The following is a 26,456-nucleotide window of genomic DNA, read 5'->3' as shown; positions in this document are numbered from 1 at the left end:
CTCAGCCGTCATCCTGCTCATCCTCTTTCGGCACTGCTTTGGCAACGGTCACCAGCGACGGACGCAGCAGACGTCCCTGGTAGACATATCCCTTCTGGTGCTCCACCATAACCGTGTTGGGCTCCAGTTCCGCCGTTTCCTGATGCATCATAGCTTCATGAAAATTAGGATCAAACGGCTCACCGCAGCAAGACAAGCAGGTCACTCCCATTTTTTCAAAAATTGAGGAGAACTGGTCCAAGATCATAGTAACCCCATCAATGACCGCCTCGGGGTTTGCCACCTCACCACCATGATCGAGAGCACGTTCAAGGTTATCCTTGATGGGCAAAATTTCGCGGATGAACTCCTCTTTGGCATAACGGACAAACTCCTCTTTTTCCCGGGTCATCCGCTTGCGGAAATTCTCGCTCTCGGCCTGCAGACGCAGCATCCGATCACGTAACTGACTGTTCTCCTGGACCATCGCAGCCAGCTGTTCCTGCAATTCCTTATTTTCCCTGATCACCTCTTCAAGACGACCTCCCTCTTCTTCGGGGACAGCCTCCTCTTCATCTTGCTTTCCCTGAAGCCCCCCGGCGGGGGGAACAGGCGGCTGCTCTTTCTTCATTTCCTCACCTTCATCGTCAACCGCGGAACCGTTCCGCTTCACTGGAATGCTCACCATTGCAAACCTGGCCTTTCTAATCGGAAATAAGGGTATTAATAACCTCGGCAGTATAACGCACGAGGGGAATAATGCGCGAATAGTCCATTCTTGTAGGGCCGATGATGCCGACATTTCCCATTTGCTGGTCATCTTTGCCGTAGCCGGCCACAATGACCGAGCAAAGGCTCATCTCTTCACAGCGATTTTCCCCACCGATATAGACTTGCAGCGGCTTCCCTTTCTGGGCTTCATCCAAGAGCTTGATCATGGTGCTCTTCTCTTCAAAGGCCCTGAAAAGCCGTTTCATCTTATCGGCATCAGCGAACTCAGGATGCTCAAGGATATTGAGCTTGCCATCAATAATGATCTCGGAATCATCGCCAACCCCATGATCAAACATCCTTCTGCTCAGCGCCATCACCTGGGCCATCATGGAGTCATAGGCATCTTTTTCACCCTGCATCTGGGCAAAAATTTTACGTTTCACCCCTTCAAGGGTCAAGCCATCGATAATCCGGTTCAGGTAATTGGAAAAACGGTTCAAATCATCCTGGGAAAAGGACACATCCGACCCGAAGAGAATATTTTGCACCAAACCTGCATCAGAGATAATGACTGCCAGAATCTGTTGGTCATTAAGCCGGACAAATCGGATATGCTTGAGCGTCGTCTGGCTGAAGTGGGGCAGACTGATCATGCTGACATAGGGCGTCAGCCGGGAAAGGGCGTTGACACCTTCTTTCAACACCTCTTCCACATTGCTGCGGTGCCGGGGAAAGGCATTCCTGATCGTTTCTTTCACCAACTCCGGCAACTCGGGTTCCGGCAGCAGATGGTCAACATAATAACGAAACCCCCGGTCGGTGGGAATCCTGCCGGCCGAAGTGTGCGGCTGGCACAACAGACCATAGTCCTCCAAGTCGGCCATCGCGTTGCGAATGGTCGCTGGACTGAGATTAAACGCGGTATTCCTGGCAATCGTCCGTGAACCAATCGGTTCCGCCGTTCGAATATAGCCCAGTACAATGGCCGCTAAAATACGCTCATATCTTTCTGACAGCGCTTCCATATCTCCCTCGCCTTCGATGATTAGCACTCATCTGCGGAGAGCGCCAACACCGCTAAAATAGCAATGCCCTTTTTATTTGTCAAGGTAGATATGGCGAGAAAAATCACCCTGGGACGACCATGAAAAAGCGGGGGAAATTCCCCCGCTTTTTGGCTCCTAAAAAAATGCTCCAACCTGCTCACGCCTGATATTTGAATGACAGTTTCACCTTGGCGCGAAAGGCGGTCACCCCTCCCTCGTCAATCTTAACATCCAGTTGCGTAACTTCAGCGACTCGCAGGTCATGCAGGCTGCCCTTGGCCTTTTCCACCACATTTTTCACCGCATCTTCCCATGATTCCGTGCTCGTCCCCACCAGTTCGACAATTTTGTAAACACTTTCGCTCATCATAGCCTCCTCCCTAGAATGCCAACGTTAAAAAAACCCCTTGCCGAGCAAAAACGGGACGTTCGTCCTCGCCCCTTTCCTGACCATACACCAGAAATTCAAACAACAGCCAAACGCCAACCTCGCGTTACCAATGACATGGAAATAAAGCGGTAAACATTTCCTTAGAACACGTGCGGATAGCCCAGCAGAACAACACCACCGCGGTACGGCACGTTCGACCGGACAGAACCGGCAATAACATCCGGGGACCTTGCAACAGTGTCTTTTCACCCAATGACTACGTTAGGCTCACCGGAAAACAATCATTGCAGGTATTGGTAAATGAAAACATATAAAAAGGTGGTTGTCAAGGCAGGCGGCAGAATGCGCTGCAACCTGACGAGATGATCAGAAAAGAGTGGGCTTTTGATGATCAGGAGAAGGGGGCAAGGACGCCGACTGGTCATCAGGCTCGGGCATCATTTTTTTACTGTCAAGAAGAAAATATCGTTCAAACACGCGGTTAAAATCACTCCAGGCTGCACCTTTTCCCCCTTGTGCGGCATAAAATGAGTCAATGGCATTCATTTTTGCATCCATATCGTCGAGATAATGGAGCATGAAGGCTTCGGGGGTCTTAGGCCGCTTGGGCGACCCCCACTGGTAATCACCGTGATGACTGAGTAGCAGGTGTTCCAGCAGGATCAGCAGGGATTCGGGAAACCCATTAATTTTTGCCACCTTGGCCGCAACCATCTCCGCCCCAATAACAATGTGCCCCAGCAGCCTGCCCCTGGCGGTATAGGTAAAGGACTTTTCATATCCCAGTTCCACCACCTTGCCGATATCATGGAGCAGGGCACCGGCCACCAGCAGGTCCTGGTCCAGCTGCGGATACAGCGGCGCGATCTGGAGTGCCAGCTGGAGAACCCCCACGGTATGCTCCAGCAGACCACCAAGATAAGCGTGATGCATCGCCTTGGCCGCCGGTGCCAGTTGAAAGCAGGCAAGGAATTCACTGTCCTTGATAAAAAAATCAGCCAGTAGACGAGCCAACCAGGGATTTTTCACTTCCCTTACCGCTGCTTGCAGGGTCCGCAGCAGGTTGCCGATATTTTTTGTAGTCTGGGGCAGAAAGTCCCGCGGGTCAACCTCACCATTGAAAAGCTCAAGGTGGGTAACATTTATCTGCAAGGCCCCCTGGAAAGCTACAACCCGGCCTTTCAGCAGCACATAGTCCTCTTCTGCAAACCGGTCACGATAAACCGGCACGTTATCCCAAATATGGGCACTTATCTCCGCCGATTTATCCATGACTTTTAAGGCGATATACTCTTTATCCTTACGGGAGCGAGCAACGGTTTTTTTGGAAACCAGCACCACGGTTTCCACATTCTGATGTTCCTGCAACTCATTAAGGTATAGCTTCAACGCTGTTTCTCCCCTTGAATAATCAATCGTAAAGGTAGTGATTCCTGAGCCTGACGGTCTCAGTCTGCTTCGTGGCGCCCAATCTCACCTGCACGGGATGCACCTGGAACGGAACCTTTATCACCGCTGACCGGCAAAATGGTCAAAGCCGTGCAGGTGCGCCCCGTCCACGATTTCCCCCCCGGGCAGGTACAGACGAATTCCGGGCTCCCGAGAGATGCTCCCCACCCGCGCAAGGGGCACCCCGGTCTCTTTAGCCAGACGGGAAAACACCCTCTCCCGGCCAGCAGGGGCAGTAAACAAAAGTTCGTAATCTTCGCCGCCAGTAAGCGCCGGGCGGTAAGCTGCCAACGAGTCAGACAATTGGTGAGCGCGATACGCCCAGGATAAAGGCACCTGATCAACCATAATATCCGCTCCCAAAGATGATTCCTCCGCCGAGAGCAGATGGCCAAGATCCCCCAGCAGACCGTCACTGATATCCAGCATGGCCGAAATCAGCCGCCGCTCGGTCAGCAGGCGCCCCAGTTGGAGCCGCGGTTCAGGCCGCCGGTGGCGGGAAATCAGAAATTTTGCCGCCTCCCCACCCACCGGAACACCCTTCGCAGCCAGCGGGTGGCAACAGCTTTCACGCTGCTGCAGGAGGGCTAATCCCAACGCGCTGTCACCGAGACTGCCGGAAACATAAAGATCATCTCCGGGCTTCGCTCCCCGGCGATATGCCACGGCAGCCTCCTGAGCCTGGCCATGGAGGGTGATGCAGATGGTAAGCTGTTTGGCAGCGACCGTATCCCCACCGAGGAGTTGTACCCCCTCGTGACGAGCCAGGGAAAACATTCCGGTCAGAAAATCTTGAAACCAGCCAAAGAGACAGGTGGATGGCAGGCCGAGAACCAGGAAATAATGGCTGGGGATTCCCCCCATTGCCCCAATATCACTGAGGTTTACGGCAAGCGATTTATACCCGAGATCAGTCGCGGAGGTGGTGGCAAGGGAAAAGTGAGTGCCTTCCACCAACATATCGGTGGTTACCAGCAACACGCTGCCATCCACCTGCCGGATAACCGCCGCGTCGTCGCCAATCCCGGCGCAGACTTCGGCAGAAAGGGGCGGCGCCATCTTTTTAATCTGCGCAATCAGTGAAAATTCACCCAGATTGCACACTGTTTCCCGATCAGTCATAGACTCTCTGGGCAAGCCCCGATGGCAAAACCTTTTTTAAATGCCAGGACAAAAAACCTTCTCGGGCACCATGACGGTAGGTTACACCTCGGTTGCTTTGCGCCTTCGGCCCTTTTTCGGCTGGCTAACCAGGGTGCGCTTCAACACCTCATCAGCATGAGACACCGGCACCAGTTCCAACCGCTTCTGAATGTTTTTAGGAATATCCACAAGATCTTTTTTATTCCCCGCCGGGTAGAGAACGGTGGTGGCTCCGAAACGAACCGCCGCCAGTACTTTTTCCTTGAGGCCGCCGATGGGCATCACCCGGCCGGTGAGGGTCACTTCGCCGGTCATCGCCACTTTTCGGTACACGGGAACCTTGGTCAGGGCCGAAACCAGCGAGGTAAGCATGGTAACCCCGGCAGACGGTCCATCTTTAGGGATGGCGCCGGCCGGCACATGGATGTGGATATCACTTTCCTTAAATACTGCAGCCTTAATGCCCAGGGCATCCGCCCTGGTCCGGATAAAACTTAAGGCTGCCTGGGCCGACTCCTTCATCACCTCTCCCAAGTGGCCAGTGAGCACCAGGCTCCCTTTGCCGGCCATCACCATCGTCTCAATCTGCAGCACTTCACCACCATAGGGCGTCCAGGCCAGCCCCGTGGCAACTCCCACCTGGTTTTCATCCGCACCATTATCAGCCAGGTATTGCGGCGGCCCAAGATACTTATGCAGGTTCTGGGGAGTAATGCGTGTCGCTCCTGTGTCGGCATCCGCCGCAACCCGGCTGGCCACTTTACGGCACAGACTGCCGATCTCCCGTTCCAAATTCCGGACACCCGACTCCCGGGTATAACGGGAAGCCACCTGCAGCAGGGTCTGATCCGAAAGGGTGAGATACCTGGGACTGATACCGTTTGCCTCCAGTTGCCGGGGCAACAGGTACTGCCTGGCGATGTGGAGCTTTTCCTCATCCGTATAGCCGGATAGATGGATGACCTCCATCCGGTCCCGCAAGGCGGCGGGGATCGGCTCCAGCATGTTTGCCGTGGTAATAAACATCACATGGGAAAGATCATAAGGGACATTGAGATAATGATCGCTGAATTCAGAATTCTGTTCCGGATCAAGAACTTCAAGAAGAGCCGAAGAGGGATCACCACGAAAATCGGACCCGATCTTGTCGATTTCATCCATCATGAAAACCGGATTTTTTGTTCCCGCCTGCTTGATCCCCTGGATAATCCGACCCGGCAGGGCGCCGATATAGGTCCGCCGATGACCACGAATTTCAGCCTCATCCTTCATTCCCCCCAGAGAAAGGCGAAAGAACTTCCTCCCCAAAGCTCGGGCAATGGACTTCCCGAGCGATGTTTTCCCCACCCCCGGAGGGCCGACAAAGCAGAGAATTGGACCCCGCATCTTGTTTTTCAGCTTACAGACGGCCAGATACTCGACAATCCGCTCTTTAACCTTGTCCAGGCCATAATGATCCTCATCAAGAATCCGGCGAGCCTGCTTGAGATCCAGATTATCCTTGGTCTTCTTCTGCCATGGCAGATCGATCATCCAATCAAGGTAGGTTCTGATAATATTGGCTTCGGCAGCATCGGGATGCATCCGTTCCAACCGATCCAGCTGTTTAAGGCTCTCCTGGTTGGCCTCTTTGGGCATTTTACATTTTTTAACCTTTTCCCGCAGCTCCTCAATCTCCTGGGTTCGTTCATCCATATCGCCCAGTTCCGTCCGGATCGCCTTCAACTGCTCCTTGAGGAAATATTCCCGCTGGGTTTTGGTCATCTCCTCCTTGGCCTGGCTTTGGATCTTGGCCTGCATATCGAGCACCTGAATCTCTTTAGCCAGGATCTCATTAATCTGCTGCAGCCGCTCACGGGGATCAATGGTCTCCATAAACTCCTGGGAAACTTCCACTTTCAACCCCAGGTTGGAAACGATAAGATCCGCCAGCCTTCCAGGATCATTGATATTTTCCAGAACCACTGCCACTTCGGGAGAAATAGACTTGCCGAGGGAAATAACCCGTTCCAGCCGCTCCTTGACCGTCCGCATCATGGCTTCCATTTCCAGGTCCAGATCACCCATGAGCGGCTCATCAATTTTTTCCACTTCCACCTTAAACATGGGCTCCAGCTGGCGATAACCCTTGATCATCCCCTTGGCCAGCCCCTGAACGAGAATTTTGACCCGGCCATCCGGCAATTTGAGCATCCGCATGATCATAGAGATGGTTCCAACCTGGTAGATATCTTCAGGATTGGGGTTTTCCTCCGCCACATGCTTCTGGGTTGCCAGAAAAATAAGGCGGTTGCCATTCAACGCCTCGTTCACCGCTTTGATGGACGATTCCCGCCCAACGAAAAGAGGCATGATCATAAAAGGAAAGATAACCACATCACGGATCGGCAGCAGCGGCAGTTCATCGGGAATTTCCAGCTGTTCCTCCTCAGGATGGTCGACCAACGGTTTGTCCGCCGCCGGCTCCTGCTGTTCTCCAGCGGTTTCTTCCTCGGCCACTACTGCACCCTTCTTCTTTTCTTTTTCGCTCTCGCTCACAACCTTATCCTCCTTCGCAGAGACACCCCGCTTCCCAAAAACAACCGGGAAACCCTCTGCGGCAAAAACCTTCCATCCACTGCCGGAAGGCAATTAGGTTCTTTCCATTAAACTGCTCTTACGGTCACCTTATTCCCGACCCGGAAGCCGGCAGCATAGGTGTAGGACATGTAACGATCGGCACCCCCCCGGAAAGCCGGGTGGCACCGTAACAACTCCAGAATCGAGAATCGCTGGCACCCCTCTTTCAGGGTGCAAACCCCGAGAGTTGGGCTGTGCAGAGAAGGTCAACCCGCTAGCACTCAGGTTCCAGCGCAACGAAGACAATGGCGTTATTGCGAAGCCTTAGAGGTAACCCTTCAGGAAATCATGGGAATACGAATCATCAGCACCCCGTCAACCAGCTCTGCCGTTGCCTGTTCAGGCGACACTTTGTCCGGCAGTTCAAACTCACGGGCGCAATGACCGTACTCCCGCTCCAGCAGACAACACATTCCACCCGATCGATGACTAGCCGGCTTTTCGCTGGTTATCCGCAGACAGGAATCCTCAAACTCCACCCTGACCTGATCTTTCGGCACCCCCGGCAGATCAACGCAAACTACCAGTTCTCCGGCGGCTTCATAGATGTCAACCAGCGGGGAAACAACATGGAGATGTTTTGTTCCGTTAGGCATGATCAACCCTTTGGGCTTCCAGGAAAGCTAATCATTGTCATCACCAGAGTCAATGTCTTCCCTGCGCTTATCACCCAGCTGTCACTGCAGACCATAGGTGCGGCGAACATGTCGGGAAAGTTCACCGGTCATCCGAAAAATAGTTTCCGCCCAGGGAAGCGGCAGGGAGCCACACCCGCAGCTGGGGGTGATAAAACTCTGCTCGAGAATTTTCCGGCGGGAAAAACCCGCTTTTTCCAGCTCTTCCAGCTGGGTGGCAAAACGCTGCAGCAATGATGCCGCCGATTCTTTCAGAATCGCTTCGCTGGTTGGCACGATGCCCCAAGCCAGACACCCCCCCCGATCGAGAAAGCGATGCAGGTCCTCACGGTACAAAAAAAGATGGTCAGCAAACTCGTAGGCATCAAAATTCAGGACATCAACCGAGGTCTGCAGCAGGAGCGACCAATCCGTATTGCCGCAGCAGTGGACACCACTCAAACCATCCACCGCAGCAAAAACCGTCTCCAGCATCTCCACCACCGTCTCCCGTCCCAGGGAACAAAAGGCGGTGCCAAAGGAAACCATATACGGCTCATCAAAAAACATCATGACCGGCAACCCGGGAAACAACTGCTGGAGAAACTGTTCCTGCCAGCGGGTCTTCATGACCAGGTGTTTCACCAGCACATCAGCCAGGGTATCATCGTAAATAATCGGCTTTTTGTCTGTGGTCGCAACCGTCAGGCCGAAACTGATGGGACCGGTCACCTGGCCCTTGATCATGGCAAGCTGCAGAGTCTCCTGCTCTGCCTGCAGCCGGAAGGGAACCTCCCAAAGCCCGGCGGCATACTCCTTGCTGATGGCAAAAGAGGAAACCCGGTCATGGAGTATCAGATCATAAAAAACTTCCAGCTGAGAGCTGAAATCATCCCGGCCGGCATCGACAAAAATTCTTTTTCCCTGGGCATCGACCACCATGCCGGGAAACTGTTCGGCATACTGGGCGTACATATTCTCACGATAATTCAGGTTCGGCAGTTGAGGCCAGAATGGAGCCTCAGGCAATGTGGCAACGATCAGGTCCGACGCCGCCGACACCTGCTGATGGGGAAGGCTGCCGATTCCCGTTGCCATACATAAAGGTTGCAGCCGAGGCTTGTTCTCCATCCTGATGCCATCCCCCTACCGGTCTGACCGGCAAAAATGCCGCTATCTATTGAACAATTGACGCAGGCTCTGCCTGGGCCATAAAGAGATATCCACCATCGACTTACCATAGACAGTAGATGAATTCAATTCTTTAGTTTCGCTGGCTCTGCAACAACTCAACCATCTTCGTTTAGCGACAACCTACATTACTGCGACGTACGTTTATGGTCGCCGCATTCATTGCCTTCCTCAAAGCTGGAACTGTTATTATGCCATCCGGTTTTCACATTTTTTGCAGTTGTTGCAAGTTCATCAATTTTTGGCTGTCGTTTTCTCCCGACTGGATCGCCTCGACTTGACTTTTACCAGGATTTAGGGGCACTATCACACCAATGGGAAGGTTCTCCGCCTGCGTTTTCCGCCGGTTGCTGTCACGTAAATAGTGTTATAACACATTCAACCTCCCTCCATTGAAGGACTGCTCAGCCACCATGACCCCACTATTCCTGCCCATGCTGGTCAATGATCCTTTCGGCGATCCCGCTGTTTTCATGCAGGTGAGGCATGAAAAGATGGCCGTCCTTTTTGATCTCGGCGACCTTAGCCAGCTGCCGATCAAAAAGCTGCTCAAGGTAACCCACATCTTTGTTTCCCATTGCCACATCGACCATTTTATTGGCTTTGATCACCTGTTGCGCTGCGTTCTTGGCCGGCAGAAAAAACTCCACCTTTTCGGCCCGCCGGGAATCATCGGCCATGTTCACGGCAAGCTGGCCGGCTATACCTGGAATCTGGTCAGCGACTATCCCCTCTCCTTGACCGTCACGGAAATTCATCTGGATCAACGTCTGCAAACCACAACATTTTTCTGCCGCAATGGCTTTGCTTTGCAGCCACTCCATGAAACCCGCCTCCTGGATGATACTATTCTTACGCTGCCACAGTTTTCCCTCAAAGCCGTCATCCTCGACCATAAGATCCCCTGCGCTGCCTATCGCCTGCAGGAACCGTTTCACATCAACTTTCGCAGTGATGTCCTTGACCGGGAGCAGTGGCCGCGGGGTTCATGGCTTACCGAGGTCAGGAAAGCAATTCGTGATGGTCTGCCTGAGGGCACCTGCTTTACGGTTTGCGGCCGCTCTTTCATGCTTGGCGAACTAACCCGCCGGTTGGCCATTATTACCCCGGGACAGGCGGTTGGCTACATAACGGACATCGCCGCCAGTCAGGCCAATCTGGAGAGGGCGGCAGCATTGATTGACGGCTGTGACCGGCTCTTTTGCGAGGCCGCTTTCCTGGCTGACGACGAAAAGAAGGCGGATCTCACCTGTCACCTTACCGCAGCGCAGGCAGGCCGCCTGGCCTGCCTGGCAAAGGTAAAGAAACTGATACTTTTCCACTTTTCCCCCAAAAATCATGCCCGCCAGGGAGACTATTACCGCGAAGCCGGCACTGAATTTGCGGGACCCATTGCCTGACTACTGCCGAAAACACCTCTTTTGCACTCGCCATGGCCGGCACAACTGCCACCGTCATGAGGGTAAAACAATTTGACGACATATCCTGCATCTGCTAGAAAACATGATGACAGCAGAGGCATCATCATGACTGAACAGCAACTGACATCCATTTTCAGCGATTACCCCCACCGGTCCCTGACCTTTCCTGACGGCATCCGGGCAGCGGTGCTGTGCCCGGTTTTCATCCAGGATAACCAGCCCCACCTGCTCTTCATCAAAAGGAGCCAGCAGGTTAAGCATCACAAGGGAGAGATTTCTTTTCCCGGCGGCATCAAAGAACCGGATGACCGCTCACTGCTTGAGACCTGCCTGCGGGAAACCATGGAGGAGGTGGGAATTCAGCAGCAGGACATTACGATTATCGGTAGACTGGATGATGTTGATACCACGACCGGTTTTCTGGTTTCACCATTTCTAGGAATCATCTCCTACCCCTACCCATTTATTCTTAACGAACAGGAAGTCGATCACTTGGTAACCGTTCCCATCAAAGATTTCATTGATGCCAGTTCTCAATTTGATTTTTACTATTTTGACGGCCGGCACCTCATGCCGCTGGTTGCCTATTACCTTGGCGGCCAGGTTATTTGGGGTGCCACAGCGCGCATCGTAGAGCGACTGGTTACCCTCTTGCGTCAGCACAACCTCTTACCGGCCGCCTGAGAAACGCCAGGTGAGCCCATACAACAACATGCAGGGGAGGAGAGACACCATTTTCCCCGGTGCAGCTAACAATGCAGTCCCGGCAACCAGTTTCCGGCTGCTACCAATCAGGAGGACTATGATGCCCAGGTCGCATCACCACAGAGTTTGCTTTATGTTTACACTTATCCTGTGTTTTACTTTTCTGCTTGCCCCGCCGCTGCTTCGGGCAGCTGATCCGGTGAAACAATATATCGCCGACGATCTGCGGATAATTCCCGTGCGGGCCGGCAAAGGGATGGAATTCAAAATCGTCACCTTCCTGACCCCGGGGGCGGCGGTTACCACCATGGATACAGAAGATCCTGAATGGTCGCTCATCAGTTACGGCACGGACCGTGAAGGGTGGATTCTTTCCCGCTACCTTACCAACCGCAGACCGGCAGCCCACCTGCTGGCTGCGGCGCAGCAGCAGGTGGCAGAACTGCAGAAAAAAGTTGACGTGTTGACCAGCACAAACCAGGAGTATCGCCGGGGAAATACCGGCCTTCTGACCGAAACAAAAGAATTGCGTAGCAGGGTAAAAACCCTCGACCATGATTATCAACAGCTGCTTGCTGATTCTGCCCAATACCTGGAACTCAAGGAAAAACATGATGCCCTGATGATGAAATATCAGGAAATCGCCGCAACCTTTGATACGTTGAGCAATGAAAAAGATCTTCTTCAGCGGGCATACACCATCAAATGGTTTTTATCTGGAGCCTCGGTAGTGTTGCTTGGCATCCTGATCGGCATGTTCATCCAAGCCATGCGCGGCCGCCGCAAACGGTCCGACAGCCTGCGACTGCGATGAACTCATTCCAAGAAACAATTTACCTTGGCAATGATGCCATTGCCCGAGGTATGCTGGAAAGCGGTTGTGGCTTTCTCTACTCCTATCCTGGGACTCCGGCTTCGGAAATTCTGCCTGGTTTTGTCAGCCAGGCCGACAAGGAAGGGGTACGGGTTTACGGCCAATGGGTCGTCAACGAAAAAATCGCCCTGGAATCTGCATTGACGATCGCGGCCACCGGCATGCGCAGCGCCGCGGTCATGAAACAGGTGGGACTCAACGTTGCCGCCGACCCCTTAATGAGTGGTGCCTACCTTGGTGTTGATGGCGGCCTGGTGGTGGTTTCAGCTGATGATCCGGGCCCCTACAGTTCGCAGACGGAACAGGACAGCAGGTTTTTTGCCATGCTGGCAAAAATTCCGGTTTTTGATCCCGCCAGCCCGGATGATGCCCGCCTGATGACCGCCCGAGCCTTTGCTCTTTCCGAGCAGCATAGCCTCCCGGTAATGCTCCGCCCCACCGCCACTTTGTGCCATGCCCGCCAGAATATGGTCCCGGCGCCTTTACTGCATACTGACCAGACTCCCTGCTTCAGCAAAAATCCACACCGCTGGGCGGCTACCCCCCGGCACCGTTTTGTTCTCCACCAGCAGCTTAATCAGAAGCTGGCGGCAATCGGCCATGATCCACAGTTTTCCTTCTCCTGCGCCCCACGCGGGAATCAGCGCCTGGCCATCATTGCTTCAGGTTTTGCCTGGAGCCTGGCGGCCGATATCATTGATGCCCATCCTGACCTGCAGGCGCAGATCACCCTGGTGAAGGTTGATCTGCCATTCCCCCTGCACCAGCCATCCATTGATGCCATGCTCGCAGATTACCGTCGGATTCTGGTCCTTGAGGAAACCTACCCGGTGATCGAGCTTCAGCTTGGCCGCCGGGAACAGGTCGGCGGGCGCCTTGACCATGCCGTACCTGATGCCGGCGAACTGACTCCTGATCTCGTAAAATCAATTATTTACAGTCAACTGGAGCAGAAGCCGCCGGCACCGCCCCGCACCCGGCAGAAAACCATCCCCCGGCGGCCAAGGCTGTGCCCCGGCTGTCCCCACCGTTCCAGTTTCTATGCGCTGAAAACTGCCTTGAAAAATGGCATCTATGCCGGCGATGTTGGCTGCTATACCCTTGGCCTGAACCTCAAGGCCCTCGATACCTGTCTGTGCATGGGCGCCTCCATCACCCAGGCCTCAACGCTGTACCAGGCATACGCCACCCGTAGCGATGCACCCGTGCCCCCCATTGCGGCAATTATCGGCGATTCAACCTTTTTCCACTCCGGCATTCCCGCCCTGGTAAATGCCCGGATGGAAGACAGTCGCTTTGTCCTCCTGCTTCTCGACAATGAAACAACGGCCATGACCGGCAATCAGCCAACCCCGGCATCCGGATTACGTGCCAACGGCAGCCAGGGCCCCAAACTGCCGCTCGAAGAAATTATCCGCGGCTGCGGCATCAGCCGTATCCAGGTTGTCGATGCCTATGAACAGCAGCTGCTCCAGAAGGAACTGGTCGCTGCCTGGAACTATGCGATACATCCGGAAGGCGCGATTGCCGTGATTATTGCCCGCCATCCCTGCATGATGGACCCTGAAGCCCGCCGCTCGGCCCGTCGTGCAACGGTAGTCGTGAGCGATGATTGCACCGCCTGCGGCACCTGTATTGAAGAGTACGAATGTCCGGCATTGATTGCCGATCAGACTGGTACGGTTCGTGTCGATCCTGTTACCTGCGTCGGCTGCGGCCTCTGCATCGACATCTGCCCCTTCGGTGCCATCATTGCCACGGGAAACGGCCAGGACCGATAATGCTATTATCCTTATAAATTCTTTCCATCAAAGAACGTAGGAGAAGGAGCAGACCCCGTTAAAAGGTATTCTGTTCCCGAAGTTATAGGTGATGCCATGATCAGGAGTTCATTAGTAATTGCCGGAGTGGGTGGCCAGGGGGTGGTCTTTCTTTCCCGGCTGTTCACCGAGGTTGCCAGATTAGCGGCTGACCAGGTGCTTTCTTTTGAAAGTCATGGCATGGCCATGCGCGGCGGTTCGGTGAGCAGCCACCTGAAAATTGGCGCGTTCCACTCACCGGTTATCGGCTGGGGAGAAGCGGACATCCTGATGCTGCTGGCGGATGAAGAGCTTGCGAATGTTGGCCACTTTCTCAAACAATCAGGGAACCTTTTTGTCAACGGCGCCATCGAGTCCGCCCACATGGTCGACTGCTCCATCAGGAGCATAGGAGCTACTGAACTGGCGGTCAAACATCAGCTGCCCCAGGCGGCCAATCTTATTCTTGCCGGTTTTGCTGCCGGTCATTCCGATTTTCCTTACACCATCGAGCAATTCCAACAAGCCTTACAGCAAATGCCGCTTAAGGAAAAAATAAGGGCCGCGAATCTCGCGGCCCTGGATATTGGCTTTACTGCCTACACTCACTCGGTGATCGCTTAAACCTTTTCAACCGGGGTGGCATCGGCAATGGGGAAACCAGCCGTCGCCAGCTTGGCTTTCAACGCGCTGATATCCTCCTCACAAACCCGAAAGATCAGCTGTCGACGACCTTCAACCGGCACATCATCAACCACCGCCAGACTGCACAGGGTCAACTTCAGTTCGTCCAGAATGCTGATAACCTTAATGATTGCGTCCTGATCCTGGGGAAAGTTATCAATGCTAATACGGGTTGAAGGAACCTTAAACGCTCCCAACATGGTCAGGAATGCCCGATAGATATCCGACTCGGTAATAATACCCACCAGTTTACCGTTCTCAACCACCGGCAGGGCGCCGATCCCATGGCGGGTACCCATGCGGGCCGCTTTCTCCAAGGTGATATCCGGGCTGCAGGTAATGATCTTTTTCGTCATGATATCTGCAACCGTCATCTTGGCCAGCAGGTAATGAAGCTCATGGATACTGAGGGATGTGGCCGCTGAAGGCTGCGCCTCCCGCAGGGTATTCAAAGTAACGATGCCCACCAGCTTGCCCCGGTCAACAACCGGCAGCCGCCTGAACTTATTTTCCTTCATGATTTTTTTTGCATCAATCACCAGCGTATCGGAGGTGACGGTCACCGGATCCTTTTTCATCCAATTGCGAACAAACATTTTCGACTCCCCTACCGTATTGGGTTAAGATTTTCAGCGCTTTTCACTAAAAACCGCAGCTAGTCCCACTTTCTTTCATCCCTGATCTTCTTGCCGGTGTCGGCTATGGAACCGGCAGGCATCAGATTCACCACCGGCCTCAGTTTCACACCCTCCTGAACCGCGGCTGAAAAATCCTTGATAAAGGCATCAGAGTCCTCAGGATGCTCCTTCATCTCAAGATTGAACGTCATAATATCACTGTCATGCTCTCTGGTCACCACGATTTCATATTTGGCCACCTGGGGAAACTTCGCCACAACCTGGTCGGCCTGGGAGGGATGGACGAACATGCCCTTAACCTTGGTGATCTGGTCGACCCGGCCCATGATTCTGGTCAACCGGGGGGCCGTCCGGCCGCAGGCGCACGGCTCATTGATAAACGCCGACAGGTCTCCGGTACCGAAACGAATCAGGGGATAGACGGGATTGAACATGGTCACCACCACTTCTCCCGGCTCGCCCGGTCCCAACGCCTTGCCGGTCTGGGGATCGACAATTTCCACATACGCTTTGCTGGTAAAGTGCATGCCGCTGCGCTCACGGCATTCGTAGGCCAGACAACCGCAATCTGCCGTACCATAGCCCTGGCGGAGGGTCATGTCATACATCTGTTCCACTTCGGCGCGCAAGGCATCGGTGAGAATTTCAGCCGCCACATAGCCGATTTCGAGTTTCAGATCCTTTATGGGATCAAGGCCCATCTCCCGGGCTTTCTCGCCGATCTTGCGGAGAAAACTGGCCATCCCCACAAAACCGGTAACCCCAAGATTTTTCATCAACTCAACCTGGGTTTCCGTATTGCCAACCCCGGTGGGCAGTACGCTGCAGCCGATATCAAGCAGCGATTCTTCAAACATCAGGCCGGCCGGCGTCATCTGGTAGCCAAAGGTGTTGATGACCACATCTTTAGCCCGGAACCCGGCGGCATAAAAGCCCTCAGACCAGCCCCAGAAATCGGGGGTCTTTCCCTGGGGATCATAGATCGGCCCGGGAGACATGAAAATCCGCTTCAATTCATTGACCGGCACCGTCAAAAAACCACCAAAGGGGGGATTCTCAGCCTGCATCTGCGCCAGCTGACTTTTAGAGGTCACCGGCAACTTCTCCAGGTCGGTCGCCGCGGTGATATCGGCGGGACTCACCCCGGCATCGGCAAAAATCTTCTTGATTGCCGGAGCCTTCTGGCAGGCGTGGAGACAGAGTTCCTTCACCTGCTGATCATGGTATTCCCGCCACCCTTCAGGGGTTGCGGTTTCCAGCTCTTTATCGTAAAAACCGGTGGTCCGGTTGGTTGTCGTCATGGTCACATTCTCCTTGATGGACATCTTTCAGCAACAGGGTCCGGATGCCAGGGGGGCAAAACCGCTTGTTCCTGGTCCACAAACCCTGCACACCCTCTCCCACCTTGCAAAACGTTATTATAGCCAGCGTTTGCGACGCTTGTAGTGCTTCACATCCTTATAGCTCTTCTTCTTCCCAACCTCGGACAGGCCCAGATAAAACTCCTTGACGTCGGGGTTGTTGCGCAGACTTTCGGTATCATCATCCATTACCACCTTGCCCCCTTCCATAATATAGCCGTAGTCGGCTATCCTCAGGGCCAGATTGGCATTCTGCTCCACCAGCAGAATCGTCGTACCTTCTTCTTTGTTGATCCGCTGAATGATGGTAAAGATTTCCTTCACCAGCAACGGCGCCAACCCCAATGACGGTTCATCCATCATCATCAGCTTGGGTGATGACATAAGCGCCCGGCCGATGGCCAGCATCTGCTGCTCACCGCCGCTCATGTAGCCGGCAACCTGCTTATAACGCTCTTTAAGCCGCGGAAAATAATTGAACACCATTTCCATATCACGCTTGAAATTTTTCCGATCTTTACGGATATGACCGCCAACAATCAGATTTTCGGTCACCGTCAGATCCTTGAAAATCCGCCGGCCCTCCATAACCTGGAAGATGCCTTCTTTAACAATATCTTCCGCATCTTTCTTATTGATAACCTCACCCATGAATTCAATGTTGCCGTCGGTGACCTCACCTTCTTCCGCCTTGAGAAGACCGGAGATTGCCTTCAGGGTTGTGGTCTTGCCGGCGCCATTGGCTCCCAACAGGGTGACAATCTTGCCTTCCGGCACTTCCAGGGACATCCCTTTAAGCACCAGAATAACCTCATTATAAATAACTTCGATATTGTTAACGTTGAGCATCATACCCATGGGTCATAACTCCGGATCATAAAATGCTTAAGAATAATATTGGTGAGGGAACCGGGGGCCGGCTCCTCATGCGGTTCCGGCCCCCGGTTATCATGCTTATCTTGTATCCACTACCAGATTACAGCTGTGGTTAGCGTTTGACCGTAATAATGTCGGTTACCCGCTGCAATTCACCACTCTTGACCTGGTAAATCCGCAGACCCAGAGAGCCTTTGTGGCTGTCCTTGGTGAAGGTGATGGGCACGGTCAGACCGCCGGTATCAAAATCTTTCATGTTCTCAAGGGCATCCTTAATCTTTTCTCCGGTGACTTCGCCTTCGATCCGGCTGATCGCTTCGCTCATGACCAGCATGGCGGTATAGCCCTGGAAGTAGTTGACGATCTGCTTGACGCCGGGATGATATTTTTCGCTGATCTCACGGGCTTTGGCAACGCCGGGAGCATCATCGGTCCACACCGCGAACGGGTTGGTCCAGTAGCAGCCTTCTGCAGCTTCACCGGCCAGCTTGAGGATATTTTCGCTCATCGCCCAGTTGAGGGCAAAGAATTTAGTCGTCAGACCCAGCTTTTTGGCATCTTTGAGAATCGTCGCCATCACGGAGGTTTCCTGGACGATGGCAAAATCCGGGTTGTTCTTGCTCATGCTGAGCAGCTGCGGCGTGGCATCAAGCGCCCGCAGACCGATCACCGGGGTGTCAACGATCTCAACGCCAACTTCCTTGGCATAGGATTCAGCAGCCGGAAAATGATGGCCCTGGTAGTCAACGTCAAAGAAGGGGGAACGGCCAAAACCGGTGTCATTGTAGATCAGCGCAACCCGGGGTTTGCGGCTTTTGTCGGTCCAGGTGTCGGCAATGTACTTCAACGCTACCCGCCCCTGGTCGGCATAGGTGGTCCCCACCATGAAGTTGTAGGGCGTCACGGCAGGATTGGTCAGATGCTCCGAATAGGAAGCGGACATGTAAGGGATGTGATCTTTCGTAACAATGGGAGCCATGGCTTCGGTGTCACCGGTGCCCCAACCCATGATTGCCACTACGCCGGCATTCTTGAATTTCTTATAGGCAGCCAGCGCCTGAGGAATCTTGTAGGAATAGTCTACGTCCAGCAGATCAATCTGCATCCCATTGATACCGCCGTTTTCGTTGACGTAGCGGACGTAGTCGCGAACCCCTTCGGCATAGGGGGTACCAACGCTGCCGGTACCACCGGTAATATCAAACAGCCCACCAATTTTGATGGTCTTCGCCGCCATTGCCGACGTTCCAAGGCAACAGAGCGCAAAGGACAATGCAATTACCAACAATAACCGTTTTTTCATCTTTCCCTCCTCAGTTTAGTTTTCTACAATCACTTCTCGTATATTATCCTGACAATGCACCACTATTGCATGCATGTCTAATTGCCCCTGCACCGGTAATCAGTAGGAGAACGGCCACAGCTTCCAGTATGCCTTGATCATCTGCCACCGGTGTGCCAGGCCATCCGGCTCATAAACCAGAAAGCCGATGATGATCGCACCGAAGATCCCCTCTTTGATGGCCGCAAACATATTGACAATCATCGGAAACTGGCCGCTCATGGATTCACTCATCAAGCGCAGGACTTCAGGCAGCAGGACCATGAAAATAGCCCCGTAGATAGCGCCGATCAGATGCCCCAGACCACCGATGATAATCATCGCCAGATACTCAATGGAAACACCGATGGTGAAATGTTCCGGCGTAATAATGGTGACATAATGGGCCCACAGGGAGCCGGCAATCCCGGCCAGAAAAGAACTGATGCCAAAGGCCATCAGTTTGTACTTGAAAAGATTGACCCCCATCACCTCCGCCGAGATATAACGGTCGCGAATGGCGATAAAGGCGCGGCCCGGCCGCGTCCTGATCAAATTTTTGGCATAGAGGGTGGCCAGAATGGCAATACTCACCGTCAGGTAGAAGTATTTCAGATCGGTATCAAAGGAAAAACCGAAGACTGACGGGTAGTCAACCAGCAGCCCCAAAACACCGTTGGTAATCGGCTCCAGATGGACCATCAGATATTCAATGATGAACTGGGCCGCCAAGGTGGCAATGGCCAGGTACAGTCCCTTGAGACGCAGGGAAGGAATGCCGAAAACCATGCCGAATAATGCCGTCACTACCCCGGCTGCCGGCAGAGCAACAATAAAGGGAACCCCAAGCTTCATGGTCAGGTAGCCGGAGGTGTAGGCGCCGATGCCGATGAAGGCCCCGTGTCCCAGGGATATCTGGCCGGTAAAGCCGGTGAGGATGTTGATTCCCAACGCACCAATCACCGCGATGCAGATCATGTTGGCTACATAGAGAACATAGTTCCCGAGAAACAGGGGCACCACGTAGAGAGCTAGCACAAAGGCAATGATCCAAAATTTTGAGAAGGTGGTCTGGAAAAGGACCATATCCTCTTTATAACTGGTTTTATAATCTCCACAAATATTGGCGCTCATAGCATATACCTTAATCAGAGTTTAACAATAAAAACAAGTTCTAAAATTCCTGGTTGCTGTTCCCGCAAGGCTCTAAACCGGCTCCAGCTTATACCTTTTCAATCACTTCTGTACCGAAGAACCCATAAGGTTTGATCATCAGAATGACAACCAGAACCACAAAGGGGGCTACTTCGGCGGTACCGCCGCCGAGGATGGGATCGAGGTAGCCGCCGGTCAACGCTTCCAGCACACCGATAATCAGGCCGCCGAGAATCGCTCCGGGAATACTGTCCAAACCACCAAGGATAACCGCAGGAAACACTTTGAGGCCAAAAAATCCCAGGGAAATATTAACCCCGTTGATGTTGCCGAGGAAGATGCCGCCCACTGCGGCCACCAGAAAGGCAATACACCAGGCCATGGCAAACACCTTTTTGACGCTGATCCCCATGGAAAGGGCCGCCTGCTGATCATCGGCCACCGCCCGCATGGCAATTCCCGAGGGTGAATAGCGGAAAAAAAGGGTAAAAAGCCCGAGGAAAAGGAGGGCAAAACCAACGCTCCACAGATAGACCTGGGAGACGACCACCGGTCCTATATGGATGGGTACCTGGGAAAAAATCTGCGGGTAGACCCGGTTGTTCGGACCCCAGACCAGCTGCACACAGCATTTGAGGACGCTTGACAGGCCGATGGTCAGCATGATGATCGCAATAATCGGTTCACCGATCATCGGACGCAATGCCACCCGCTCAATGACCAGGCCGAGAACAACGGTCACCGCCATGGTCATGAAGAAAGCAATCCAGAAGGGGATATGCAGCGTGGTCACCATCCCGAGGCAGATGTAGGCACCGACCATGAGGAATTCACCCTGAGCAAAATTGATAACTCCGGTAGCTTTATAAATGAGGACAAAACCGAGGGCAACCAGGGCGTATATGCTGCCGACGACAATGCCGCTGATTAACAGTTGAAGAAAAAAATCCATCTATTTACCGCCTCCCCCGGAAAAAGCTTTTACTTTAATATTGACCTTTAGGGTTTTCACCGAACCGTCCTGATACTTGATCTTCGTTTCAATGGGAATATTCTCTTTTCCGAGATACATCCCTTCAATAATCTCATTATATTTCTGATCGACAAAACCGCGCCGCACCTTCCGGGTCCGGGTCAGTTCATCATCATCGGCATCCAGCTCCTTATAGAGAAGAATGAATTTTTCAATCCGGGCGGATTCAGGCAGGGCTTCGTTGACCCGCACCACTTCCCGTTCAATCATCTCATAGACCGGGTCTTGGTACGCCAGATCGGTATAGGTGGTATAGGCCAGGCGGTTGTTTTCCGCCCATTTGCCAACGATAGGGTAATCGATGCAAATCATGGCAACAATATAATCGCGCATGTGGCCGATGGCCACCGCTTCCTTGATATAGGGGCTGAACTTGAGCTTGTTCTCAATAAACTGGGGTGAGAATTTGGTCCCATCCCGCAGGGTCATGACATCCTTGACCCGGTCGATAACCACCAGATGACCCTTATCATTGAAATAACCGGCATCACCTGAGTGGAGCCAGCCGTCAATAATCGTTTCATCGGTGGCTTTCTGGTTCTCATAATAACCCAAAAACAGCGAGGGGCTGCGGGAGATGATCTCCCCTTCTTCGGTGATCTTGATCTCCGTTTCCGGAATAGGTATACCCACCGAATCAAAATCCACATCCCCATCCCGATGGATGCAGGAGATCCCCGCTATTTCGGTCTGACCATAAATCTGCTTCAGATTGACACCCAGCGCATGGAAGAACCGGAAGGTATCCGGCCCCAGGGCGGCGCCGCCGGTGGAGGCGCTGCGAATATTGGTGAAACCGAGGCGGTCTTTGAGAGCCCGAAAGACCAGCCAGTAGGCGATCTTGTACTTGAGCTTATCCATGAATCCGGGCTGCTTCTTCTGAAACTTGAAATCGGCCCACTGATAGCCGATGGGCAGGCATTTATTATAGAAAAAACGCTTCATGGGTGAGGCGTCCATGATCTTCACCTGCACCATGGCGGCCATATTCTCCCAGACCCGGGGCGGCGAAAACATGACGTGGGGACCGATTTCACGGATATCATCCTGAGCCGTTTCCGGTTTTTCCGGAAAGTTGACCGTAAAACCGAAGAGCAGGGCGCTGGAGATCGCCATCATCTGCTCACCAATCCAGGGCAGGGGAAGAAAGGAGACAAAATCATCCGATTCTTTCTTCGGGTCCACCTCGCCGAGATTTTTCGCCATCCGCAGGAGATTCCTATGGCTGAGAAGAGAAAGTTTCGGGTTGCCGGTGGTTCCCGAGGTGGTACAGATGGCGGCCACATCATCCTCATGGGCAGCATTGACCTGCTCCTCGAAAAAGTCCGGGTGCTGCAGCTCAAACTCCCGACCCATGGCTTCCACATCCGGGAAGAAGAGCAGCATGGAATCATCGTAGCTGTACATCCCTTTGGGGTCGTGGTAGATGATCTTCTCAACACTGGGCATATCTTCCTGCATGTCGAGAATCTTGTCCACCTGCTCCTGGTCCTCACCAACCACCAGCTTGGCTTTCGCCAGATCGATGATATAGGATACTTCCTTGAGGATCGAGTCCTGGTAGATGCCGATCGGCACTGCCCCGAGACACTGGGCCGCCAGCTCCGTATAGATCCACTCCGGCCGGTTGTCGCCGATGATGGCTATCTTATCATCCTTCTTAACCCCCAGCGCCGCCATCCCCAGAGCAAAATACTTCACGTGCTCAAAATAGTCCTGCCAGGTAAAACTCTGCCAGATGCCAAAATCCTTTTCCCGCATTGCATGGCGGGAATGACCGTATTTTTTGGCATTACGAATAAGAAGTTTCGGGAGGGTATCTTCTGTCATGATCTCTTATCTACACCTCGTTTGTTGGTAACCTTAAAAAAGGGTATACGGTCGGCCTACGTTACCTGGACCCGTACCATACACCTTACTACCGTTCTTTTATCGCCGATAGAGTTCGGCATCCTCTTCTTCACCCAGATAAGCCCGTACCACAGCCGGATCCTGCTGCACCACCTCGGGAGTCCCGACTGCCAGCAGCTCACCAAAGTCAAGCACTGCCACCCGGTCGGAAATATCCATGACCACACCCATATCATGCTCAATAAGGAACACGGTTATGTGCCGCTCCTGGTTGATGTCGAGGATGAAACGGGCCATATCCTCGGTTTCCTCCAGGTTCATCCCTGCCATCGGCTCATCGATGATCAGCAGATCCGGTTCCAGCGCCAGGGCCCGGCCCAACTCCAGCCGCTTCTGCAGACCATAGGGAAGCATGGCAACCTGCTTCTTGCGAATATGCTCGATCTCCAGAAAGTCAATGATATCCTCAACCACCTTCCGATGCTCCAGCTCCTCCCGTTGCGCCTTGCCAAAAAACAGGCCGCCGCTGAACAGGCCGGTTTTCATCAGGATATGGCGTCCCAGCATCAGGTTGTCCAGCACGGTCATCCCCTTGAACAACTCGATGTTCTGGAACGTCCGGGCAATCCCCAAGGCGGTGATCTTATGGGGCGGCATGGTAGTAATATCCTGCCCCTTGAAAATAATCTTGCCGCGCTGCGGGTGATACAGACCGCTGATCGAGTTGAACATACTGGATTTCCCGGCACCGTTAGGGCCGATAATGGAGAAGATCTCCCCCTTTTGTACCTCCAGGCTGACATTCAGCAGCGCATTGACCCCACCGAAACTGAGAGATACATCTTCGATTTGCAGTAATGGTTGATTGTGCTCGGTAGCCATTCGTATCCTCTGAGTAATTTAAAACATCTTTATAACGATAGGGGGCTTCAATATAACATCTCCCAATCCTTGTCAATAAAAAAAACAGCTAACGTGAGCTGGCAAGGGGAAGCGAGAAAAAAAACTTTTTCCACCCCCGGAAATCATCAAACAAGTCATCCGGAAACCCTAGGCATCCTTTAAGTATGGGAATTTTTAGGGGTAAAATTCACCGCTGACTTTTCACCGCACTTTTATAAAGGAAGGGCTATGGCGCCGGGGAAGCGACTAAAAATTGTTGACATTATCCCGGAGTAACGCTACAAAGATAGGGCTTTTTTCCGAATGTAACACAGTTTTTTCACCTTTTCCATAGAGTGACTAGGTACAAGGTACAACCCATGACCACAGGCGACATGAAATCCAGGGAAGCAGTTAAAAGCTACCGCATAGGCGAATTGGGCAAAATGCTGGACATGAGTCCGCGGACGATTCGCTACTATGAGGAGATCGGTCTCCTCAACACCGTCAAGCGGATGGAAGGCGGCCGCCGGATCTACACCGACAACGACCTGCGCCGGCTGCGGTTCATCAAAAAGCTCAAACTGCTGGGCCTTTCCCTCAACGATATGGCCGAGCTTGAACGCATCTACTCCATCCACCGATCCAACAAAAAAGTCCTGCCGCGAGTGGTGGAGCTGCTTCGCCACCACGATACGGAAATTGACATCCGCATTCGCGAGCTGGCCAAGCTGAAAAGCGAAATGGAATCCTACATCGCCAGGATTGAAGAAAAGCTGCAGGCCTCCTGAGGACAATGTTTTCCTGTGATTCCTCCCCGACCGGAACAGGATACACCACCCCGTACCATCAGGTTCCGGCCGCCGAAATCGTTGACCGCATTGCCCGCTTTCAGACCTGCCTGGCCGAACAGGGAACCGGCGGCGCCCTGCTGTTGCAGAACACCGACATTTTCTACTGCACCGGCACCCTGCAAAACGGCATCCTTTTCATTCCAGCAACCGGCACCCCGACCTTCTGGGTCCGCCGCAGTTTCGACCGGGGCCGGCAGGAATCCCCCCTGACCGATATCCGTCCCCAACTCTCCCTTGCCGACCTGGTCACCGACATTAAAGGCCGCCTGGACGGCAAGAACGCCCTCGGCCTGGAACTGGATGTCCTGCCAACCAGAATCTACCGGCGCTATGCCGACCTGCTTGCCGGCACCCCGATTATCGATATCAGTCCGCTCATACGTCAGGTCCGGGCCTTGAAAAGCACCTATGAAACAGGGTGCATTAGGAAGGCCTGCCGGATCATGAGCGAGGTTTTTAAGCATGCCGCCACCATCATCAAACCGGGAATCACCGAGTTGGAGCTGCAGGCCGAGCTCGAATACCAGGCCCGCATCCGGGGTCACCTGGGCATCGCCCGCATGCGCGGCTGGAACAACGAGCTGTTTTTCGGCCACGTGATCTCCGGCCCCGCCGCCGCCGCCCGCGGCTACCTGGACGCCCCCACCAACGGCCTCGGGCTGAGCCCCGCCTTCCCCCAGGGGGCAACCACCAGGACGCTGCAGCCAGGCATCCCGGTCAGCATCGATTTCATGGTCAACGCCGACGGCTACCTGGGCGATGAAACCCGGATGTTCTGCCTGGGTCAACCGGCAAAGCAACTTCTCAAGACCCACCGGGACCTGCTGACCCTCAACCGGGAACTGGTTCAGGCCGCCCGGCCGGGAGTGGTTGCCGGCTCCATCCATGACCTGGCCGTTGAACTGGCCGAACACATGGGCTATGGCAACCACTTCCTCGGCACCGGCGGCGACCGGGTTTCCTTCGTCGGCCACGGGGTCGGCCTGGAAGTGGATGAGTTTCCCTTCATGGCCCGGGGCAGCAAACAAATCCTTGAAGCTGGCATGGTGATCGCCCTGGAGCCCAAGTTCATCTTCCCCGACCAGGGGGTGATCACCATCGAAAACACCTACCTGCTGACCGGCAACGGCAATGAGCGGCTGACAACGGATGGTGAAGCAATGGTAATTGTGTGAGCTACCCCCTTATTAGTAGAGGTATACGGTAAATAGTTTCATGTTCTCCAGTTGACAATTTGTCTTTTATATGCGACATTCTTATATGGGATACGAAATCGAAACCACCAATATATTTGATAAATGGTTTGCCTCGATCAAAGACAATAAGTTCCGGGCAAGAATTTTGAGTCGTTTGGACAAATTGCAACTCGGAAACTTCGGCGATCATAAAAGCGTTTCTCAAAATCTGTTTGCGCTTAGATTTTTCTTCGGCCCCGGGTACCGAGCCTACTACACGATTCAAAACGACAAGATAATTTTTCTGCTCTGTGGCGGTGATAAATCGAGCCAAAGTCGCGATATTGAAAAAGCCCGTGCGATAATGCAAGCTTTAGAAGGAGACCATCAATGAAAATAACCACGAAAAAATGGGATGCCAGCGAGTATCTTGACAGCCCGGAAATGATCCGTGAGTATTTGCAAGCTGCATGCGAAGATGGCGACAGTCAACTTTTGATAACGGCGATCGGCAATGTAGCGAAAGCTCAGGGAATGACAGAAATCGCCCGAAAAACAAATTTAAGTCGCCAAAACCTCTACAAGGCGTTATCCCCAAACGCAACCCCCAAATTTGATACCGTCAAAAAGGTTATAGAAGCCCTAGGCTGCAAACTGGCAATTGTTTAAGCCTCCACCCTG

At 53.3% G+C, this 26,456-nt stretch carries 25 protein-coding genes; 9 read left to right on the top strand and 16 right to left on the bottom strand.

The genetic code is table 11. From position 1 onward, the window contains the following. Position 1: 1 nt before the first annotated feature. The 8 genes from grpE to JXO50_09120 form a co-directional block, all read right to left on the bottom strand. Positions 2–652, bottom strand: coding sequence for a nucleotide exchange factor GrpE (grpE, locus tag JXO50_09155; GenBank protein ID MBN2333258.1), 651 nt, complete (start codon positions 650–652; stop codon positions 2–4). A gap of 31 nt (positions 653–683) precedes the next feature. Then, positions 684–1,718, bottom strand: a complete 1,035-nt coding sequence (hrcA, locus tag JXO50_09150) for a heat-inducible transcription repressor HrcA (GenBank protein MBN2333257.1) — start codon at positions 1,716–1,718, stop codon at positions 684–686. Positions 1,719–1,896: 178 nt separating this feature from the next. Next, positions 1,897–2,106 (bottom strand): dodecin domain-containing protein, encoded by a 210-nt coding sequence (locus JXO50_09145; protein MBN2333256.1) that lies wholly within the window; start codon positions 2,104–2,106, stop codon positions 1,897–1,899. Positions 2,107–2,496: 390 nt separating this feature from the next. Further along, on the bottom strand, positions 2,497–3,519 hold the full coding sequence (locus JXO50_09140; GenBank protein ID MBN2333255.1) for an HD domain-containing protein: 1,023 nt from the start codon (positions 3,517–3,519) through the stop codon (positions 2,497–2,499). Between the two features lie 120 nt (positions 3,520–3,639). Beyond that, the gene (thiL, locus tag JXO50_09135; protein ID MBN2333254.1) at positions 3,640–4,701 is read right to left on the bottom strand and encodes a thiamine-phosphate kinase; all 1,062 of its coding nucleotides are present in this window, start codon (positions 4,699–4,701) and stop codon (positions 3,640–3,642) included. An 81-nt stretch (positions 4,702–4,782) separates the two neighbouring features. Next, the gene (gene lon, locus JXO50_09130; GenBank protein ID MBN2333253.1) at positions 4,783–7,167 is read right to left on the bottom strand and encodes an endopeptidase La; all 2,385 of its coding nucleotides are present in this window, start codon (positions 7,165–7,167) and stop codon (positions 4,783–4,785) included. A 452-nt stretch (positions 7,168–7,619) separates the two neighbouring features. Beyond that, complete coding sequence (locus tag JXO50_09125) at positions 7,620–7,937, bottom strand: Hsp20/alpha crystallin family protein (protein MBN2333252.1); 318 nt, start codon at positions 7,935–7,937, stop codon at positions 7,620–7,622. 81 nt (positions 7,938–8,018) lie between these two features. Next, positions 8,019–9,053, bottom strand: coding sequence for a methionine synthase (locus JXO50_09120; protein MBN2333251.1), 1,035 nt, complete (start codon positions 9,051–9,053; stop codon positions 8,019–8,021). A 506-nt stretch (positions 9,054–9,559) separates the two neighbouring features. On the opposite strand from JXO50_09120, the gene JXO50_09115 reads away from it, so the two are divergent. The 5 genes from JXO50_09115 (at position 9,560) to JXO50_09095 (ending at position 14,569) form a co-directional block, all read left to right on the top strand. Beyond that, positions 9,560–10,546: a ribonuclease Z gene (locus JXO50_09115; GenBank protein MBN2333250.1), complete on the top strand. Its 987-nt coding sequence runs from the start codon at positions 9,560–9,562 to the stop codon at positions 10,544–10,546. A 126-nt stretch (positions 10,547–10,672) separates the two neighbouring features. Continuing rightward, the gene (locus JXO50_09110; GenBank protein MBN2333249.1) at positions 10,673–11,251 is read left to right on the top strand and encodes a CoA pyrophosphatase; all 579 of its coding nucleotides are present in this window, start codon (positions 10,673–10,675) and stop codon (positions 11,249–11,251) included. A 154-nt stretch (positions 11,252–11,405) separates the two neighbouring features. Continuing rightward, complete coding sequence (locus JXO50_09105) at positions 11,406–12,086, top strand: TIGR04211 family SH3 domain-containing protein (GenBank protein MBN2333248.1); 681 nt, start codon at positions 11,406–11,408, stop codon at positions 12,084–12,086. After that, on the top strand, positions 12,083–13,927 hold the full coding sequence (locus JXO50_09100) for a 4Fe-4S binding protein (protein MBN2333247.1): 1,845 nt from the start codon (positions 12,083–12,085) through the stop codon (positions 13,925–13,927). Before JXO50_09105 ends, JXO50_09100 begins: the two co-directional genes overlap by 4 nt. Before the next feature lie 96 nt (positions 13,928–14,023). Further along, a complete protein-coding gene (locus JXO50_09095; GenBank protein MBN2333246.1) occupies positions 14,024–14,569 on the top strand; it encodes a 2-oxoacid:acceptor oxidoreductase family protein in 546 nt (181 codons plus the stop codon). Here JXO50_09095 and JXO50_09090 read toward each other — a convergent pair. The 8 genes from JXO50_09090 to JXO50_09055 all read right to left on the bottom strand — a co-directional run bounded on the left by JXO50_09090 (position 14,566) and on the right by JXO50_09055 (position 23,746). After that, positions 14,566–15,225: a CBS domain-containing protein gene (locus JXO50_09090; GenBank protein ID MBN2333245.1), complete on the bottom strand. Its 660-nt coding sequence runs from the start codon at positions 15,223–15,225 to the stop codon at positions 14,566–14,568. The two genes, JXO50_09095 and JXO50_09090, sit on opposite strands and share 4 nt — an antisense overlap. A gap of 59 nt (positions 15,226–15,284) precedes the next feature. Further along, positions 15,285–16,568 carry an AMP-binding protein gene (locus JXO50_09085; protein ID MBN2333244.1) on the bottom strand — a complete coding sequence of 428 codons (1,284 nt, stop codon included), beginning with the start codon at positions 16,566–16,568 and terminating at the stop codon, positions 15,285–15,287. Positions 16,569–16,685: 117 nt separating this feature from the next. Beyond that, positions 16,686–17,477, bottom strand: coding sequence for an ABC transporter ATP-binding protein (locus tag JXO50_09080; protein ID MBN2333243.1), 792 nt, complete (start codon positions 17,475–17,477; stop codon positions 16,686–16,688). A gap of 139 nt (positions 17,478–17,616) precedes the next feature. Beyond that, positions 17,617–18,807, bottom strand: coding sequence for an ABC transporter substrate-binding protein (locus JXO50_09075; protein ID MBN2333242.1), 1,191 nt, complete (start codon positions 18,805–18,807; stop codon positions 17,617–17,619). Positions 18,808–18,906: 99 nt separating this feature from the next. Continuing rightward, a complete protein-coding gene (locus JXO50_09070) occupies positions 18,907–19,959 on the bottom strand; it encodes a branched-chain amino acid ABC transporter permease (protein ID MBN2333241.1) in 1,053 nt (350 codons plus the stop codon). 88 nt (positions 19,960–20,047) lie between these two features. Continuing rightward, positions 20,048–20,932 carry a branched-chain amino acid ABC transporter permease gene (locus tag JXO50_09065; protein MBN2333240.1) on the bottom strand — a complete coding sequence of 295 codons (885 nt, stop codon included), beginning with the start codon at positions 20,930–20,932 and terminating at the stop codon, positions 20,048–20,050. Next, positions 20,933–22,843, bottom strand: coding sequence for a long-chain fatty acid--CoA ligase (locus JXO50_09060; GenBank protein ID MBN2333239.1), 1,911 nt, complete (start codon positions 22,841–22,843; stop codon positions 20,933–20,935). A 99-nt stretch (positions 22,844–22,942) separates the two neighbouring features. Then, on the bottom strand, positions 22,943–23,746 hold the full coding sequence (locus JXO50_09055; protein ID MBN2333238.1) for an ABC transporter ATP-binding protein: 804 nt from the start codon (positions 23,744–23,746) through the stop codon (positions 22,943–22,945). Positions 23,747–24,126: 380 nt separating this feature from the next. Here JXO50_09055 and JXO50_09050 point away from each other — a divergent pair, with 380 nt between their 5' ends. From JXO50_09050 to JXO50_09035, 4 genes are all read left to right on the top strand, one after another. Then, entirely contained in the window at positions 24,127–24,537 is a 411-nt protein-coding gene (locus tag JXO50_09050) for a MerR family transcriptional regulator (GenBank protein ID MBN2333237.1), read from the top strand. Positions 24,538–24,542: 5 nt separating this feature from the next. After that, positions 24,543–25,775, top strand: coding sequence for an aminopeptidase P family protein (locus JXO50_09045; protein MBN2333236.1), 1,233 nt, complete (start codon positions 24,543–24,545; stop codon positions 25,773–25,775). Between the two features lie 85 nt (positions 25,776–25,860). Further along, positions 25,861–26,169, top strand: coding sequence for a type II toxin-antitoxin system RelE/ParE family toxin (locus tag JXO50_09040; GenBank protein MBN2333235.1), 309 nt, complete (start codon positions 25,861–25,863; stop codon positions 26,167–26,169). Further along, entirely contained in the window at positions 26,166–26,444 is a 279-nt protein-coding gene (locus tag JXO50_09035) for a putative addiction module antidote protein (GenBank protein ID MBN2333234.1), read from the top strand. Before JXO50_09040 ends, JXO50_09035 begins: the two co-directional genes overlap by 4 nt. The last annotated feature ends 12 nt before the right edge of the window (positions 26,445–26,456 follow it).

It is taken from the genome of Candidatus Anaeroferrophillus wilburensis, assembly GCA_016934315.1.
GTDB lineage: Bacteria > Desulfobacterota > Anaeroferrophillalia > Anaeroferrophillales > Anaeroferrophillaceae > Anaeroferrophillus > Anaeroferrophillus wilburensis.
The sequence above is the reverse complement of the archived record's forward strand: the minus strand, read 5'-3'. Positions and strand labels throughout refer to the sequence as shown.